This is a genomic window from Flavobacterium gawalongense (assembly GCF_007097265.1).
In the GTDB taxonomy this organism is placed as follows: domain Bacteria; phylum Bacteroidota; class Bacteroidia; order Flavobacteriales; family Flavobacteriaceae; genus Flavobacterium; species Flavobacterium gawalongense.
Genome location: NZ_VJZP01000005.1, coordinates 84323 through 100961, shown reverse-complemented (window position 1 = coordinate 100961; position 16639 = coordinate 84323). Strand labels below are relative to the sequence as shown.

Genomic DNA, 16639 nt, shown 5'->3' with positions numbered 1-16639 from the left:
CTTATTTAGTTTTAATTACTTGCTTAAATTCATTGCCATAAATATCAATAAAAATGGCACAAATTTTATCCCCAGTATTTTGAAGTGGAATTTGAAGTGTGCTTTGCACATTTTCAATATCTTCACTAAAAATACAATCACTCATCATAAAATCTTTGTCATTAAAATCATTATCAATAATTACCATACTCAAACTTTCAAAATTGGGTAAATCTTTGTTCGTTTCTTCTTCTCTAAAATTAGAAATGAATTTCTTGATAATGAGTTTATTATCTTCAAATGTTGCATCAACTTCGGGTTGTAAACTGAAATGAAAACCAATAGCATTGTCTAAATCATTGACTTTGTTTTTGCTTTTGGGTTGTCTTATTTTTGCAAAGTCTTTTGGGTGTAACTCCTTTATGATTTGATAAGGAATTTTTAGAAAATAATAGCGAACATCATCTAATTCGTAAAAATCACTAATAAAATCTACTGCATTGGCTGGTGCTATTATGTAAACTCTTTTTGAAACACTCTTTCCTAAAATTTGATGTAAATTTTCTAAAAAGAAAATGTCTAAATTACTGTCTTTGTTATTCCAATAATCCCAAACGATTACAGGATAACCATCTTTGCGTTCGCCGGAAAAAGTAAATCCTTTTTTAGTAGTTTTTTTGGGTGTAACTTCAAATAATTGCAAAACAAACTCAATGTATTTATCTTGATTAAGTTCCTGCATTTTTTTGAGATCATAAATACCTGTGTTTACAGTTACAAAAGTTTTAGCCAATTTTCCATACTTTTGTTTTGAATTGTCTAAATTTTTGCTGTCTTGTATTGTTAAAAGTCTTTTCTGTTGCGTATAAAAACTATATTTTCCTATGTCGCAACTTATCCATCTTCTACCTAATTTTTCAGCAACGGCGCAAGTAGTTCCACTTCCTCCAAAGAAATCTAAAACAATTTCATCTTTGTTTGTGCAAGATAGAATTACTTTTTTTAATAAATCTTCAGGTTTTTGAGTAGGATAACCAACTACTTCATTTTTTTGTCTTGGAATGGGAATATCCCAAACATCATCAGGATATTTTCCTTCTTTTGCGTATACAATTTCTTTTTTTCCACTTTGTAAAGCACTAACTTTATATTTTCTACCTAATTCATCTGTATGATTATATCTTTTTATTGTTCCTTCACTATATGGCTCTAAAATATCTTCAAAATTAAATTTAGGCGGATTTTGATTGTAAAATAAAAATATTACATCGTGTTTTCTTGGAAATGATTTTACAGGAACAGAGTTTCCTGTATAATGCCAAATAATTTCATTTATGAAGTTATTTTCTCCAAAAATTTCATCTAAAACCAATTTTATGTAATGGCCTTTTTTCCAATCTAAATGTACTGCAATTAAACCATCATCACTTAATAAGTTTTTAGCTACAATAATCCTTCTACGAATAAATTCAACAAAATCTGCACCTTTTGCTTTGTCTGTATATGCTTTAATTTCATTTTGATTGAAATCGCTTTCTGTTCCAAATGGTGGGTCAATATAAATTAGTTTTACTTTTCCTTTTACTTTGTCTTTTATGATTGGGTCTTCGTTTTTATAGAGTGTTTTTAGAAACTGTAAGTTATCTCCAAAAACAAGCATATTTCTCCAATCGTCTTTAAACTTTTCTCTTTCTCCATTATATATTTTCTCTACTTGCAAAGGCACTGCAAAAGTTCCGTCTTGGTCGGCTAAAATGTCTTCTTTACGCATTTTTCCAGCATAACGAAGTTCATATTCTTTATGTGTAGTCGGAAAAAGTTTTTCTCTAAAATCTTCGGGAATTGCAGAGCCATTGGCTAAACATTCCATTAAAAATTCTCGTTCTTGTATATTTAGATTTTTCATTTATTAATAGCGTGTAATATATTTTACAAATCTATTTATTTAAATGAACAAATGGGTATTATATGTGTATTTTCGAGTAAATATTTTCTCGATTTAGTGTAAATATTTGCACAATGCAACACAGAGGAGAAATAATAAGGAAGGCTGTCTATAATAGTGGTTACACTATTACAGAAATAGCAAAGTGCATAGGAAAAAGCAGGAAGTGGATGTACCTTATGTTTGAAAATAGTAATGTTTCTCTGGATATTGTGTTACAAATTGGTAAAATTATCCACTATGATTTTACAGATGAAATCAAAGAATTCAGTCCTTCTCAAAGGGTTATAGAGAAGTCGCCTTTAGATTCTAAAAAAGAGAATTCTGATGCAGAGTATTGGAAAAACAAGTACTTGAAGTTACTGGAAGAATATAATGATTTGTTGAAATTGAAGAAGTAATTTCTCTATTTGAAAATTATCAAATAATATTGTTCTCGATACATTTTTATGGCATTACATAAAAACACTCGAATTGACGTTTAGTTTAAACAAATATTATTTGATTTCCCTAAACCATGAAGGTTTTCTTTTTCCGCTCAAAACACCCAAAATTGTGATTACATTGCCTTTAAGTTTAAAGACAATTAACCAAGACTTGTAGCCTGCTTCTCTGTAAATTTTGGATTTTGTTGGGATATTTTCGCACTCGGCGTAAATGGTTGGATTCAAGATAATTTTATTCATTGTTTTTTGAATTCCATTACCCACTTTGATTGCATTGAGTGGTTGAAGTTTTACAAATTCGATATAATCTACAATTTGTTCTAAATCTTCGTAATATTTCTGTGAAATAATTAACGCATGCGAGCTAGAATCTCCGATTTTTTCTTTTCCCATTTTTCATTGAAAGTTTCTAAAGACATCGTTGGCGATTTTTCGGCATCGTCAATCCATTTCAAAAAATCTTCCTGAGTCATTTGTTGCTCGTCGTCGTCTTTTTCAAAATCAATAAAAACTTTTAAAGGTTTACCCACAAGATTTTTTGGAATCTCAAAAGTAAGATTCACAATAGTATCCTTTGGCGTTAAAGTTTGCTCGATCATAATCAGATATTTAAACAAATTTACAAATTAATCTCTTTTACAACAACTTTCCCTCCTCTTTTTCATAAAAAGCATCTACCGAAAGTTGCTTTTGCATCGAAGCCATAACTGCCAACTCGTCACATCTTTCGTTTTGAACATGGTTATTGTGTCCTTTTATCCATTTGAAATTGACTTTGTGTTTTCTATAAACAACCAGAAAACGTTTCCACAGATCGGAATTTTTCCTGTCAACGAACCCTTTTTTTTCCCAACCTAAAACCCACTTTTTCTCAACGGAATCCACCACGTATTTAGAATCGGAGACCACTAAAACTCTCGTATTGGGGTTTTTCAATTTCTCAAGACCCACAATTACCGCCAGCAATTCCATTCTATTATTGGTGGTATGACGAAAACCTTCGTAGAATTCCTTCTTATACGGTTTTCCTACCCATTCCATAACCACTCCATAACCGCCTGGGCCTGGATTTCCTTTGGCAGCACCATCCGTATAAATATGTACGTCGTGAATATTCAAAATTATAAGTTATGATTTAAGAGTTTTTCAATCACTTCCGGAAAATATTTTTGCTCCAATTCATGAATTATTTCGGCCACTTCTTCCGGAGTTTCATCTCCTGATAAAACTACATTTTTTTGAAAAAGAATATTTCCTTCGTCATAATGTTCATTTACAAAATGAATAGTAATACCTGTTTCTTTTTCTTTATTCCCAACAATTGCTCTGTGTATGTGCATCCCATACATTCCTTTTCCGCCATACTTTGGCAACAAGGCCGGATGAATATTTATTATTTTATTAGGATAGGCTTCGATGATATTCTCAGGAAATTTCAACAAGAATCCAGCCAGAACGATCAAATCCGGTTTTATATTATCTATTTTTTGTAATATTTTACTTTCAATTAATTCTGTTTTTGAGAAAATCTCTGTTGGTATCCCATAATTTCTGGCTCTTTCAATCACTTTAGCATTTGGGTTGTTTGTAAACACCACTTCAACTCTTCCAATTTCAGTTGCAGCAAAATACTTGATGATATTTTCAGCATTAGTCCCCGATCCAGAGGCAAAAACCACTATTTTTTTCATAACCTGACAAATTTTAATTACGCAAAAAAAGGCATAAAAAATGAAATTAAATAACATTCAGAAGTCTTTGTCAAATATATTTTATAAATTAGATGTCACATTTATTAACTAAATAGTTGTTTTAAAATAAAGTTTTTTATTTTTGCCAACAAATTAAATTCTAAAATTAAAGATTATGTCAGACATTGCATCAAGAGTAAAAGCGATTATCGTAGACAAATTAGGTGTTGACGAAAACGAAGTTGTAACAGAAGCAAGCTTCACTAATGATTTAGGAGCTGACTCATTAGACACTGTTGAGCTTATTATGGAATTCGAAAAAGAATTTGACATTCAAATTCCAGACGATCAAGCAGAAAACATCGCTACTGTAGGTCAAGCAATCTCTTACATCGAGGAAGCTAAAAAATAATAAATTACACACCCGTTTGCAATCCTGTAAACGGGTTTTATTATTTTTTAAAAAAATTAAATTCGAGATTGAATTTCAATCAAAAAATATTTATTGTAATACCCATGGCTCTTTAGTAATACTAATACAGTAAAGAAAGCATGGGTTTTATTTGTTTAAAGATAACAAAATAAAGAATTTATGGTATTAAGACGAGTTGTTGTAACAGGTTTAGGTGCTCTTACTCCTATTGGAAATAACATTGAAGAGTATTGGAATGGCCTCATTAACGGCGTTAGTGGAGCTGCACCAATAACTTATTTTGATGCTTCAAAATTTAAAACTCAATTTGCATGCGAATTGAAAAATTTTAATGTTGAGGACTTTATAGACAGAAAAGAAGCCAGAAAGATGGACCGCTATGCACAGTATGCCATGGTTTCATCTGATGAAGCTGTACTTGATGCTGGTTTCAATTTTGAAAAATTAGATAAAGACAGAGTTGGCGTTATTTGGGGTTCAGGAATTGGTGGCTTAGAAACGTTTCAAATTGAAATGCTGGAATATGCTAAAGGTGACGGAACACCTCGATTCAATCCTTTCTTTATTCCAAAAATGATTTCGGATATTGCTTGTGGACATATTTCAATAAAATACGGTTTTAGAGGTCCAAACTTCGCTACCGTTTCTGCTTGTGCTTCTTCTACAAATGCAATTATTGACGCGTTCAATTATATTAGATTAGGTCATGCAGATGCAATGGTAACTGGAGGTTCTGAAGCTGCTGTAACTATAGCAGGTATGGGCGGATTTAATGCTTTGCATGCTTTATCCACTCGAAATGACGATCCAAAAACCGCATCCAGACCGATGGATAAAGACAGAGATGGATTTATTCTGGGTGAAGGAGCCGGCGCTTTAATCCTTGAAGAATACGAACATGCTGTTGCTCGTGGCGCAAAAATTTATTGCGAAATTGGCGGTGGCGGAATGTCCGCAGATGCATATCATATTACCGCACCACATCCTGAAGGATTAGGCGCCAAAAATGTAATGTTGAATTGTTTGAGAGATGCTGGTTTACAAGCCAGTGATGTTGATGGTGTAAATATGCATGGAACTTCAACGCCACTTGGTGATATTGCAGAATCTAAAGCAATATTGCATGTTTTTGGCGAACATGCTTACACTATGAATTTAAATTCAACAAAATCAATGACGGGCCATTTACTTGGTGCTGCAGGCGCAATTGAAACCATATCCTCTATACTTTCCATGAAACACGGAATAGTTCCTCCTACAATAAATCATTTTACCGATGATGAAAACATTGACTCTAAATTAAACTTTACGTTCAACGTTCCTCAAAAAAGAGAAATGAATGTTGTCATGAGTAACACTTTTGGTTTTGGAGGACACAATGCTTGTGTATTGGTTAAAAAATTAGACATCTAATTATATGCGTATAATTAGAAAAATATTTTCGAAATCCCGTTCTCTAGAAGACGGGATTTTTTTTGATTCTATTCAGAAAATTTTGGGCTTCGCTCCAGACAATCTGGATTACTATAAAAAAGCCTTCACACACCGTTCCTCAAATCGACTGGATGTTTTAGGAAATCCTATCAACTACGAACGATTGGAATTTCTAGGCGACGCCATGCTAAGCGCTGTGATTGCAGCACATTTATTCAGCAAAGCACCAGCGGGAGACGAAGGTTATTTGACTAAAATGCGTTCGAAAATTGTAAGCAGGGAACACCTGAACGAATTAGGAAAAGATTTAAATCTGGTTCAGTATATAGAAAGCAAAGTGCCGTTACAACATTTTGGCGAAAACATACACGGTAATATCTTTGAATCGCTAATTGGAGCAATCTATTTAGACAGAGGTTATGTCTACTGTGAAAAATTCATTCAGAAAAGAGTTATTATCCCCTATGTAGATATTGCCAGGCTGGAAGGAAAAGTAATCAGCTATAAAAGCTTGATTATAGAATGGTGTCAAAAAGAGAAGAAAATATTTCATTATGATATTTTTGAGGACAATGCAATAGATGGACAACGCTTGTTTGGGGTTAAACTCAGCATTGATGATAAAGTAATTGCAAAAGCCAGAGCAACATCTAAAAAGAAGGCAGAAGAAAAAGCATCCCAACGCGCTTATTTTGCATTTCAAGAAAAAATGGATAGAAAATAACATCATTTTCTTAAACCTATAACGTTTTCGTTGATAAATTAACAAAAACATCCTATTTAAGTAGGTCAGAACTTCAATAGAAATACTATATTTACAACTTATTTTTTCATGAAATGGCTATTCACAAACTGGATCTTGGAGAATTTGACGAAATAGATTATTATCTCATTGCTATTCACACTTCATTAGAAGACTATAGATTGGCTTTTTTTATTAATCAATTATTGCCAATAAATTTAAGCAAAAGCAAGAATGAAATTCAGATTAATATAGAAGAAGGAGAAACAAATTTTTCAAGATTCTATTATTATGATAATGAAAAAGCAATCACTTGGAATTTGATTCAAAATAAAAATGAGGTTATTCAACAGAAAAAGGGAATTAGCCAAAATTTATTTTCAAATGTTACAATGGAAGTCTCAACAAAGGTCTTTTTACTTCCTGAGTTTAAAAAAGTAGATTATTTCTTAAAAATAGAGAATGTTGAAGATACAAGGAGTGTATCAAAAATACAGACCATATTAAATAAAATCGATAGCATATCTACCCTTTATACAGTAGATATAAATCAAATCAAATCAAAAAACAATTTAATTTTTTAATACCAATGCTTACAAACAAAAAAACTAAAATTGTAGCCACACTTGGGCCTGCATGCAGTACTAGAGAAATCATAAAAGACATGATTGACGCAGGTGTAAATGTGTTTAGAGTTAATTTTTCACATGCTGACTACGAAGATGTAAAAGAAAAAATAAATCTGATACGAGGTCTAAACGAAGAGTTTGGCTACACTACTGCAATCCTAGGGGATTTACAAGGACCTAAACTTCGTGTAGGAGTTATGGAAGAAGGGGTTGTTGTACATGATGGAGACTTAATTACATTTACTACAGCCGAAGATATTCTTGGAACTGCAAAAAAAGTATTCATGAAATACCAAAACTTTCCAAATGATGTAAATCCAGGGGAAAGAATTTTGCTTGATGATGGAAAACTTATTTTCGAAATCGTTGAGACTGATAAAAAATCAGAAGTTATAGCAAGAGTAATTCAAGGTGGTGAATTGAAATCTAAAAAAGGAGTAAATCTACCAAATACAAAAATATCTCTTCCTGCAATGACTGAGAAAGATATTGCAGATGCTATTTTTGCTATTGGACAAAATGTAGATTGGATTGCATTATCATTTGTAAAAACACCAAGAGATTTGCAAGACTTACAGGAATTAATTGCAGAACATTCAGAATATAAAATTCCAATTGTTGCCAAAATAGAAATGCCAGAAGCATTAGAAAATATTGACAAAATTGTTGCGTATTGTGACGCTTTGATGGTTGCTCGTGGAGATTTAGGAGTTGAACTTCCTGCTCATGAAGTCCCTTTAGTTCAAAAAGAATTGATTCGCAGAGCTAAAACAGCTCGTATCCCGGTTATCGTTGCTACGCAAATGATGGAAACAATGATCACCAGCCTTACGCCAACACGTGCAGAGGTAAATGACGTCGCAAACTCAGTTATGGATGGTGCAGATGCTGTAATGCTTTCTGGAGAAACTGCTACTGGTAATTATCCGGTTCAAGTAATTCAAAAAATGACTCAGATCATTGAAGCAGTTGAGGATTCTCCGCTTATTCAAGTACCACAAAATACGCCACAGATAAAAACAAAACGTTTTATTACAAAAACGATCTGTCATCATGCTGCAACTATGGCTAATGTTATCAAAGCGAAAGCTATTTGTACATTAACTAATAGTGGTTATACCGCTTTCCAAATTTCGGCTTGGAGACCAAATTCACATATTTTAGTTTTTACATCTAATAAAAGAATCCTTACACAACTAAATTTATTATGGGGTGTGAAATCTTTTTTCTATGAAAAAACAGTAAGTACTGATGATACTGTGACTGACATAAACGAAATTGTAAAACAAAAAGGCTTTGTTCAAAAAGGCGATTTTCTTATCAATTTAGCAGCAATGCCTATTAAAGATAAAGGAATGGTAAACACCTTGAGAGTTTCTGAAATAGAATAGTTTTAAGTTATTTTGAATATATTAATCCGTCCCGTTAACAAACTGGACGGATTTTTTTATGATTTTAATCTAAACGTGAAAATACCTCCATTTTCATTTGAAAAAAATTAAGAACAATTAAACATTCTTCTGCAAAATAAAATTTATATTTGATGAACAAAAAATCAGACCAACTATGAATTTCAATTCTAAAAATCCATTTTTAAATAATAAAACTTTTTCGTCAACAGCAGTTTCAAAAAAAGACGAAGTACATCAAGCAACTCTAATTGATTACGATCAAGAAATGACTTTGTCAGGAACTGTCAATAAGAGTTTAATTCTATTTTTACTTCTTACGGCTTCAGCAACGGTAATTTGGCGGTTGACTTTTAATGGCATGAACCCAATGGTTCCGGCAATTGGCGGTGCTATCATTGGACTTGTTTTAGTAGTAATCTCTGCTTTCAAACCGCAATATTCTCCATATTTAGCTCCTGGCTATGCCTTATTTGAAGGGTTATTCATCGGTGGAATTTCGGCGATATTTGAAGCTATGTATCCCGGGATTGTGATTCAAGCCGTTGGGGCAACATTTGTGACTTTTATGGTTTGCTTGGGATTGTATAAATATAAAATTGTAAAAGTAACAGAGCAGTTCAAATCAGTTGTTGTGGCAGCTACACTTGCCATTGCGACTTATTACCTGATATCTTGGTTGTTTTCTATGTTTACCAGCTTTGTCCCTGTACATCACGGCAACTCGACGATGAGTATTGGAATCAGTATTTTTGTAATTATTATTGCCGCTTTGAATTTGTTCTTGGATTTTGATCGAATAGAAAAAGGAGCCGAACAAAAAATGCCAAAATACATGGAATGGTATGGAGCTATGGGATTGATGATTACTTTAGTTTGGTTATACATTGAGTTCCTAAGATTACTATCCAAACTGTCCAGTAAAGACTAATTCAATAAAAAATATTTCAGTAACAAAAACCCTTTCTAACTACGGAAGGGTTTTGTTCGTTTATGCCGCTTTTTCAAAAGCGATAAAGTGTGATAATTCCCCTTTTGCATTAAAAATTGGAAATGCTTTTATCTCACAAAGATACGTTTCTCCGTTTTTTTTATAATTTAAAACCGTTTTTTCGAATGGTAGTTTTAACTCGATAGCTTTACGAATTTCATTCGAAGTATCTAAATTAGTCTCTTGACCTTGAAACATCTTAGGACTTTTACCCACAACTTCCGCTGATGCATAGCCATTCATTTTTACCATGTTATGAGAAGCAAAAACGATACTCAATTTGGCATCCGTTACAATTATTACTTCCTCTTTGATCCTTGTTTTTAAATCCCAATTGTTCTGAATCCATTTATTTTGGGAAGCAATAGAATTCAGTTTACTTAAATCCAAAAAGGAATTCTTTAATTCATGTAAAAATTCATGATGGAAATCCCAAGAAAAAACTGGAAGTGTTTTTATGCTTAAGCATTTGTGATACTTAGCAATAGCCTCTTCATATTGTCTAAAATTATTCATGATATTTTATCTTCAAGAACCAAATGTAATTTTATTTATAAAAACAAAACAACAAATTTCAGACTTTAACCATTGTTGAACGTACCCATTATTAATTAAAAGTCAAATTTTAACTGTACGACAACAAATTTCTTCTCTTCAGTATTTAAATTACTTAAAGAAATTCCCAGTAATCTGACGGAATCTTTCATCCGTTCTTGATACAACAGTTCTTTTACGACTTCTGATATCAATGCTTTATCAGAAATAAAATAAGGCAAAGTTTTGCTACGGGTTTGTTGCGTAAAATCACTGTATTTAATTTTTAATGTGATTGTTTTCCCCGCAACATTGTATTTTTTTAATCTTCTTTCTAATGCATTTGCAATATTCCCAAGCTGCTCTAACATGTAAATTTCAGAAGAGAGATTGACATCAAAAGTATGTTCTGCCGCAACTGACTTTGTAATTCGATTTGATTTTACTTCACTATTATGGATCCCTCTCACAACATTAAAATAGAAACCTCCTGACTTCCCGAAATGTTTCTCCAAAAACTCTAATGATTTACTTTTTAATTCTACTCCGGTAAAAATTCCCAGTTGATACATCTTTTCGGTGGTGACTTTTCCAACACCATGAAATTTCCGAATGGGCAATTCCTCCAGAAATGAAATGACTTCATCTGGATTAACCGTTTTTTGTCCGTTGGGTTTATTATAATCACTGGCAATTTTAGCCACAAACTTATTGACCGATATTCCAGCCGAAGCCGTCAAACCTACTTCGCTGAAAATGCGCTGTCTTATTTCCTGTGCCAATAAAGTAGCGCTAGGATTCCCTTTTTTGTTATTGGTAACATCTAAATAGGCCTCATCAAGAGACAATGGCTCTACCAAATCCGTATAGTCATGAAAAATTTTGTGAATCTTAGTTGAAATCTCCTTATACCGGTCAAATCGTGGTTTTACGAAAATGAGTTCCGGGCAGTTTTTCTTGGCCATAACTCCACTTATAGCACTACGAACTCCAAATTTCCTCGCTTCATAACTTGCCGCTGCCACTACCCCTCGGTTTTCAGAGCCTCCTACGGCAATAGGTTTTCCTCGCAATGCCGGATTATCCATTTGCTCTACCGAAGCATAGAAAGCATCCATGTCAACGTGTATGATTTTTCTATTTGGAATTATTTCGGACATGACACAAATTTATGCACGTTTTATATTAAATGAAACCAATTGTAATTAAAAATATTTGATACATTTGAAATTACTAATTAGCACACAGCTTAAAATCTAAAATTCAACGGTAAAATGATTGAAATAGAAAGAAAATTTTTAGTTAAAGACGATTCGTTCAAGGCAGCCGCTTTCGCCCAAAATCGTATTGCACAAGGGTATTTAAGCTCGGTTCCAGAACGTACAGTACGCGTACGCATAAAAAGCAACAAAGGATATTTGACTATAAAAGGAGTTTCAAATGATGCTGGGATGTCTCGATTTGAGTGGGAAAAAGAAATTCCCTTTGATGAAGCTAAAAAATTATTGCTTTTATGTGAGAAAGGCGTTATCGACAAAACCCGTTTTGAGATAAAACGAGGAAATCATGTATTTGAAGTTGATGAATTTTATGGCGAAAATGAAGGATTGATTGTTGCTGAAATTGAACTTGAATCTGAAACGGAGACTTTTGAAAAACCAAATTGGCTAGGGGATGAAGTAACTGGCGACACTCGATATTACAATGCCTGTTTAAGCAATAATCCTTACAAAAATTGGTGATTAATTACTCAATACTGCTATTGTTACCAGTATTCCTCCACTGCTTTTATTGGAAGCAATATCCATAAATGCGCGTTTTGAGAGGTCAATCTCTCTAGACTTTACAAACGGGCCTCTATCTGTAATTTCTACAATTACGGACTTCCCATTTTTTTCATTGGTTACTTTCACTTTTGTTCCAAACGGGAGTTTTTTGTGTGCTGCAGTATATTTATTGTTATCAAATTTTCTGCCGCTTGTAGTTCTTCTTCCATTAAATTTATCGGCATAATAAGATGCATGCGCCTCTTTTTTATAGATTTTGAATTTTCCCAATGAGATAACTAAAGAGTCTAATTTGTTTTCTTGTTGTTCAACTGCTATTTTGCTCTTTTTGAGAGTGTCTTTTTGTACTGTGGCTTTTTGTCTATCCAAGGAACTTTGGCTGCTGACTATGCTAATAATTGCCACCAAAAAAAATAATGTTATTGATTTTTTCATTTTTATCTTTTTAGTTAAATCTATTTTACAAAAACCATACCTAGATAAAAAAAGCCCTATTTCTAGAGCTTTAACCGGTTTTTTAAAACCACATTGACCATGGAATTCTACTTAAAATAAGTAATAATCCTAAACCATAAAAAATAGAAAACGTTTTGAATTTTGACTCACTTGTAGTGAGTTTTTTATGTTTTGACCATCCTATTGTAATCAAAGTAATTGCAATAATATTTATTAATGGATGTTCTAATGACGTTAAACGCAAAGCTTTATCTGACATTTGTCCTAATGAAGCTAACCCTAATGGTGAAACAAAATATAAAATTAAACCAATCAATAATTGAGTGTGTGTTCCTATTAATGCAAACAATGCAATCTTTCTGTCTTTTGAAGTAAATTCTTTTTTAGAAGACATTCCAATAAAGGAATTAACAACTGCAATCACTAATACTAAAAGTGTTAAATAAGCCCAACCGGAATGAAATTTTTGAATAAATTCGTACATATAACTTGTTTTTGTTTTAACAAATATAAGAAAAAAAAGGCATAAAAAAACCACACATTAATGCGTGGTTTTAATTTTTTGATATTTTTTCAGGTAATTATTTACCAAAAATATATCTAAGTGTAAATTGTGCTTGCCAAACATCAAAAGTTGAAGCATTTTTCTGGAAAGTATCTTTAATTAAAATTCTAGTTCCATCATCTTCTGTCTGAGTTGCTAATTGAAAAAATGGCACATTTGCTGTAGCTGCTCTGAAATTCAAAACATTAGCATTTATAACTCTTTGTGAAATACCCCAATCTTTATTTATAAAATTAGTAAAATTTAAAATATCAGCTCTAAACTGGAAATTGTTCTTTTTATGCTTATTTATATATATCATAAAAATATTACAAACAAGATAAAAACAAAAAATAAAGTTTGCGATAAAAAACTACTGTTATAGAACTACTTGCATAAAAAAGCCCCGATTTTATAAAATCGGGGCTTTTTGGTAACTGTAATTTAAAAAATTATTTTTTAAACCTTACAACTTGATTCGCTTTAATCAAATTTTATTTATTCGACAGAAAGTGATTCAACAAATAAGCTGTGGAAGAATCGTGCTTTTTTACTTTTTTACTGTTAATCTCCTCTAAAATTGAGTTGGCTAATTGTTTCCCAAGTTCAACTCCCCATTGATCGTAACTAAATATGTTCCAGATGATTCCCTGAACAAAAATTTTGTGTTCATACAATGCAATCAAAGAACCCAAGGTTTTCGGAGTCAATTTTTGTATTAAAATGGTGTTCGTAGGTTTGTTTCCTGCAAAAACTTTAAATGGCAAAAGAAACGCAGCTTTATCTGCAGCAAGCCCTTGTTTATCGAATTCTGCCTGAACTTGTTCCTTCGTTTTTCCGTGTAATAAGGCTTCGGTTTGCGCAAAAAAGTTAGACATCAATTTATCATGATGGTCTTCATCGCCATATAATGGTTTTATAAAGCCAATAAAATCAGTAGGAATCAACTTGGTTCCTTGGTGAATTAATTGAAAAAAAGCATGTTGTGAATTGGTTCCTGGCTCACCCCAAATAATAGTTCCTGTTTGATAATTTACCGGTTTCCCGTCACGACCAACACTTTTCCCATTACTTTCCATTGTTCCTTGCTGTAAGTAAGGTGCCAGTTTTTGTAAATATTGTGTGTAAGGTATTAAAGCTTCGCTTTCTGCTCCAAAAAAGTTGTTATACCAAATGCTCAATAAAGCTAAAACCACTGGTATATTTTTATCAAAATCAGCAGTTTTGAAATGGTCATCCATTTCGTTAGCACCACTTAATAATTCGTCAAAATTCTCAAAACCTACCGCTAGACTTATTGAAAGCCCTACAGCGCTCCATAAAGAAAAACGACCTCCAACCCAGTCCCACATTGGGAATACATTATCAGGGTTAATCCCAAATTCCGTTACTTTTGCAATATTGGTAGAAACCGCGACAAAATGTTTTGCCACATCTTCTTGTTTTGCTGATTGTAAAAACCATTTTCTGATAGTTTCAGAATTGGTCAATGTTTCCTGCGTTGTAAATGTTTTAGAAACAACAACAAAAAGAGTGGTTTCCGGATTTAATTTTTTAATAATTTCATTCACATGATCCCCATCAACATTCGATACAAAATGAACGTTTAAATTATTTTTATAAAATTGTAATGCTTCAACAGCCATTGCAGGTCCCAAATCTGAACCACCAATCCCTATATTTACAATATCAGTAAAAGGTTTTCCTGTAAAACCTGTTCTTTGTCCTGAAGTTACTTCGTTAGTGAATGCTTTTATTTTATTTTTTACCTCATAAATTTCAGGAACTACATTTTGTCCTTCTACATTTACAATAGCGGATTCTTTGGCTCTTAAGGCAGTATGAAGTACCGCTCTATTTTCAGTTTGGTTGATAATTCCTCCGTCAAAATAGTCTGAAATAGCATTTTTAAGCCCTGTTTCCTCTGCCAACTCAAGTAATAAATCAAGAGTTTCCTGATTGATAATGTTTTTAGAATAATCAATTAAAAAATCATTCCATTTCAAATTGAATTTTTCAGTTCTTGAAGTGTCAGATAGAAACATTTCTTGCATCGAAACTTTTTGCATTTCGTTGTAATGCATTTGTAGTTTCTTCCAAGCAATCGTTTCTGTTGGGTTTATTGTATTTAAAGCCATTTATATTTGGATTGTAGTTTTGTTTAATTTTTGGCAAAAATACTGAAATTAGTTTTAATGATAAATGTGTTTACAATTATATAACAATTTAAGGCGATTTTGCCAAAATAGTAATCCCTTAAATAGGACAGAAAAAAACCTATAATTAAATCCGAATCCTATTTCTATGGTAAAATCCAGATTTGCTTTTAGCTTTCCAGTGTAAACACACCTTTTTAACTAAATAAATCAATTCTCTTACAAATTAGAAACACTATCTAATTGCCATTTTAAAGGAGTAATAACCTTTAAAAACTGATCTTTATTTCTACCGCTCATTGGTTCGCCGTTAGGCAATTTAAGTCGTAACGCATCTACCTGAACGCCATTTTTCCAAAATCGATAACAAACATGAGGGCCTGTTGCTAAACCAGTACTTCCTACTCGACCTATAACCTGACCTTGATTGACATGCTGACCACGTCGTACCAAGATTCTTGACATGTGTAAATATTGAGTGGAATACGTACCATTGTGCTTTACTTTTACGAAATTTCCATTTCCTGCCGTAAAACCTGTTTGCTCTATAGTCCCTGCCGCAGTAGTTGTAATTGGGGTTCCGTATGGCGCAGCATAATCGGTTCCTTTATGTGCTTTCCATCTTTGTTGTACTGGATGGAATCGATTAGTTGAAAAACGAGAAGATATTCTACTAAATTTTATTGGTGTTTTAAGAAAGAAATTTTTCAATGTTTTCCCTTCTTCATCATAATATTCTATTTTATTGGATGAAGGATTTTGAGCATAGGGAAATGCATAAATTATTTTTCCTTTGTATTCAAAAAAAGCGGCTTTAAGACTGTCTACTCCATCATATATAGTGTCATTTATATATCTTTCCGTAAAAGTAATAGCAAATCGATCTCCTTTTTTAAGCTTAAAAAAATCGATTGACCAAGCATAAATTTTAGATATTTTGCTCGCCAACGCACCTTCTACATTAGCCCCTTCCAAAGTTTCAGACAAAGAACCCTTCAACAATCCTCCTATTGTACGGGTCTTAATGGTGATAGGTTTTGTCTTTTTATATACAACCACAGCTGTATCTCGCAAATCGACAACATAATAATTCATTGCATCCGGTTGATAAACAAAAACCTGCAACTTATTTGTTTTGTTTTTTGATCTAAGGAGTGTATAGGGCTTGTTTATTCTAATTATTCTAACATCAAATGTATCCTTTACTTTTTTAATAATATCATACACTTTCTTATTACCAATATTTTGATTTTCGATAATAGTACCAAAAGTATCTCCTTTTTTAATAGTATCCTGAACTACATTAAAATCAGAATATTTAAACCCAAACTCAATTTTCTTAACTGCTGGTTTTATAATTTCTTTTTCTAATACATCATCGGATTTATTACAAGAAACTAAAGAAAACAACACTATAATTGTTATTAATACTTGTTTCAAACTATATTTTTTTTGCATTCTAA

At 32.4% G+C, this 16639-nt stretch carries 20 protein-coding genes; 8 read left to right on the top strand and 12 right to left on the bottom strand.

The window, feature by feature from the left end; all coding sequences use genetic code 11:
• Position 1 precedes the first annotated feature (1 nt).
• A complete protein-coding gene (locus FNW38_RS04740) occupies positions 2-1885 on the bottom strand; it encodes a DNA methyltransferase (protein WP_144064609.1) in 1884 nt (627 codons plus the stop codon).
• A gap of 113 nt (positions 1886-1998) precedes the next feature.
• On the opposite strand from FNW38_RS04740, the gene FNW38_RS04735 reads away from it, so the two are divergent.
• Complete coding sequence (locus FNW38_RS04735; protein ID WP_144064608.1) at positions 1999-2325, top strand: hypothetical protein; 327 nt, start codon at positions 1999-2001, stop codon at positions 2323-2325.
• A 96-nt stretch (positions 2326-2421) separates the two neighbouring features.
• On the opposite strand, the gene FNW38_RS04730 is transcribed toward FNW38_RS04735, so the two are convergent.
• The 4 genes from FNW38_RS04730 to purN are packed head-to-tail and all read right to left on the bottom strand — an operon-like array spanning position 2422 to position 4061.
• Positions 2422-2763, bottom strand: a complete 342-nt coding sequence (locus FNW38_RS04730; RefSeq protein ID WP_144064607.1) for a type II toxin-antitoxin system RelE/ParE family toxin — start codon at positions 2761-2763, stop codon at positions 2422-2424.
• Positions 2721-2969: a hypothetical protein gene (locus tag FNW38_RS04725; protein WP_144064606.1), complete on the bottom strand. Its 249-nt coding sequence runs from the start codon at positions 2967-2969 to the stop codon at positions 2721-2723. The genes FNW38_RS04730 and FNW38_RS04725 overlap by 43 nt, the downstream gene beginning before the upstream one ends.
• 37 nt (positions 2970-3006) lie before the next feature.
• Positions 3007-3489: a ribonuclease HI gene (gene rnhA / locus FNW38_RS04720; protein ID WP_144064605.1), complete on the bottom strand. Its 483-nt coding sequence runs from the start codon at positions 3487-3489 to the stop codon at positions 3007-3009.
• Positions 3490-3491: 2 nt separating this feature from the next.
• A complete protein-coding gene (gene purN / locus FNW38_RS04715) occupies positions 3492-4061 on the bottom strand; it encodes a phosphoribosylglycinamide formyltransferase (protein ID WP_144064604.1) in 570 nt (189 codons plus the stop codon).
• Positions 4062-4236: 175 nt separating this feature from the next.
• Here purN and FNW38_RS04710 point away from each other — a divergent pair, with 175 nt between their 5' ends.
• The 6 genes from FNW38_RS04710 to FNW38_RS04685 all read left to right on the top strand — a co-directional run bounded on the left by FNW38_RS04710 (position 4237) and on the right by FNW38_RS04685 (position 9639).
• Positions 4237-4473, top strand: coding sequence for an acyl carrier protein (locus FNW38_RS04710; protein ID WP_007137004.1), 237 nt, complete (start codon positions 4237-4239; stop codon positions 4471-4473).
• A gap of 180 nt (positions 4474-4653) precedes the next feature.
• Positions 4654-5907, top strand: a complete 1254-nt coding sequence (gene fabF, locus FNW38_RS04705; protein ID WP_143386992.1) for a beta-ketoacyl-ACP synthase II — start codon at positions 4654-4656, stop codon at positions 5905-5907.
• Positions 5908-5911: 4 nt separating this feature from the next.
• Positions 5912-6652, top strand: a complete 741-nt coding sequence (rnc, locus tag FNW38_RS04700) for a ribonuclease III (protein ID WP_143386991.1) — start codon at positions 5912-5914, stop codon at positions 6650-6652.
• Between the two features lie 113 nt (positions 6653-6765).
• Positions 6766-7254 (top strand): IPExxxVDY family protein, encoded by a 489-nt coding sequence (locus FNW38_RS04695; protein WP_143386990.1) that lies wholly within the window; start codon positions 6766-6768, stop codon positions 7252-7254.
• A 5-nt stretch (positions 7255-7259) separates the two neighbouring features.
• Positions 7260-8690, top strand: a complete 1431-nt coding sequence (pyk, locus tag FNW38_RS04690; RefSeq protein WP_143386989.1) for a pyruvate kinase — start codon at positions 7260-7262, stop codon at positions 8688-8690.
• Positions 8691-8865: 175 nt separating this feature from the next.
• Positions 8866-9639, top strand: coding sequence for a Bax inhibitor-1/YccA family protein (locus tag FNW38_RS04685; protein WP_143386988.1), 774 nt, complete (start codon positions 8866-8868; stop codon positions 9637-9639).
• A gap of 60 nt (positions 9640-9699) precedes the next feature.
• Here FNW38_RS04685 and FNW38_RS04680 read toward each other — a convergent pair whose 3' ends face one another.
• Entirely contained in the window at positions 9700-10215 is a 516-nt protein-coding gene (locus tag FNW38_RS04680) for a PAS domain-containing protein (protein ID WP_143386987.1), read from the bottom strand.
• A 95-nt stretch (positions 10216-10310) separates the two neighbouring features.
• Positions 10311-11393 carry a DNA polymerase IV gene (gene dinB / locus FNW38_RS04675; RefSeq protein ID WP_143386986.1) on the bottom strand — a complete coding sequence of 361 codons (1083 nt, stop codon included), beginning with the start codon at positions 11391-11393 and terminating at the stop codon, positions 10311-10313.
• A gap of 114 nt (positions 11394-11507) precedes the next feature.
• On the opposite strand from dinB, the gene FNW38_RS04670 reads away from it, so the two are divergent.
• Positions 11508-11975 carry a CYTH domain-containing protein gene (locus tag FNW38_RS04670; RefSeq protein WP_143386985.1) on the top strand — a complete coding sequence of 156 codons (468 nt, stop codon included), beginning with the start codon at positions 11508-11510 and terminating at the stop codon, positions 11973-11975.
• On the opposite strand, the gene FNW38_RS04665 is transcribed toward FNW38_RS04670, so the two are convergent.
• From FNW38_RS04665 to FNW38_RS04645, 5 genes are all read right to left on the bottom strand, one after another.
• On the bottom strand, positions 11976-12455 hold the full coding sequence (locus tag FNW38_RS04665; RefSeq protein WP_143386984.1) for a septal ring lytic transglycosylase RlpA family protein: 480 nt from the start codon (positions 12453-12455) through the stop codon (positions 11976-11978).
• An 82-nt stretch (positions 12456-12537) separates the two neighbouring features.
• Positions 12538-12960, bottom strand: coding sequence for a hypothetical protein (locus FNW38_RS04660; protein WP_143386983.1), 423 nt, complete (start codon positions 12958-12960; stop codon positions 12538-12540).
• Positions 12961-13057: 97 nt separating this feature from the next.
• Positions 13058-13342 (bottom strand): hypothetical protein, encoded by a 285-nt coding sequence (locus FNW38_RS04655; RefSeq protein WP_185963080.1) that lies wholly within the window; start codon positions 13340-13342, stop codon positions 13058-13060.
• A gap of 172 nt (positions 13343-13514) precedes the next feature.
• A complete protein-coding gene (pgi, locus tag FNW38_RS04650; RefSeq protein WP_143386982.1) occupies positions 13515-15158 on the bottom strand; it encodes a glucose-6-phosphate isomerase in 1644 nt (547 codons plus the stop codon).
• Between the two features lie 237 nt (positions 15159-15395).
• On the bottom strand, positions 15396-16616 hold the full coding sequence (locus tag FNW38_RS04645; RefSeq protein ID WP_143387039.1) for a M23 family metallopeptidase: 1221 nt from the start codon (positions 16614-16616) through the stop codon (positions 15396-15398).
• Positions 16617-16639: the final 23 nt, after the last annotated feature.